Source organism: Pseudomonas sp. HMSC057H01 (assembly GCF_001836405.1).
Lineage (GTDB): Bacteria > Pseudomonadota > Gammaproteobacteria > Pseudomonadales > Pseudomonadaceae > Pseudomonas > Pseudomonas aeruginosa.
Genome location: NZ_KV828517.1, coordinates 1 through 597 on the forward strand (window position 1 = coordinate 1; position 597 = coordinate 597).

Annotated in this window: 1 pseudogene; it reads right to left on the bottom strand. The window is 69.0% G+C overall.

Annotated features, from left to right (window positions below):
* Positions 1-597, bottom strand: a pseudogene (gene vgrG1b / locus HMPREF2581_RS28670) (type VI secretion system spike protein VgrG1b); the annotation flags it as partial.

Genomic DNA, 597 nt, shown 5'->3' on the forward strand with positions numbered 1-597 from the left:
TGACGATCACTTCCTGGCCGATCCGCGGGATCTGCACCGAGCCCCAGTTCTTCCCCGCCCAGGCCTGGGAGACGCGTATCCAGCAGGAGCTGTTCTCGTTGGACTGGTCGTGGCGGTCCCAGTGGAAATGCACCTTGACCCGGCCGTACTGGTCGGTCCAGATCTCCTCGCCCTTGGGCCCGACCACCACCGCAGTCTGCGGGCCACGGACGATCGGCAGCGGAGTGGTCGGCAAGGGGCGGTAGGCCTGGCCGGCATCGATGCAGTCCAGCTCGCTTTCGAACTGCGCGCCCACCCCGCCGCCGCCGGTCTCGTAGAGTTCCTGGACCACCCGGTAATCGGCGCCGACCACCAGGTACTCGCGGTTCTGGTCCTCGCGCGGGTAGCCGCTGAGCTTGAACAGGTGGCCGGAACCCAGGCCGCGGGCGCGGCCGCGCAGGCGCACCCGTTCGTAGCGCGCCTGCAAGGCTTCGATACGGGTCCGCGCGTACTGCTCGCCGTCCTGGCTCTGTACGTATTCGCCAGGGTAGTCGTACAGCGGGTAGTCGGCCGCCGCGTGCGAGCGGGCGATGTTCGAACGCACCTCCAGGCGCGCGC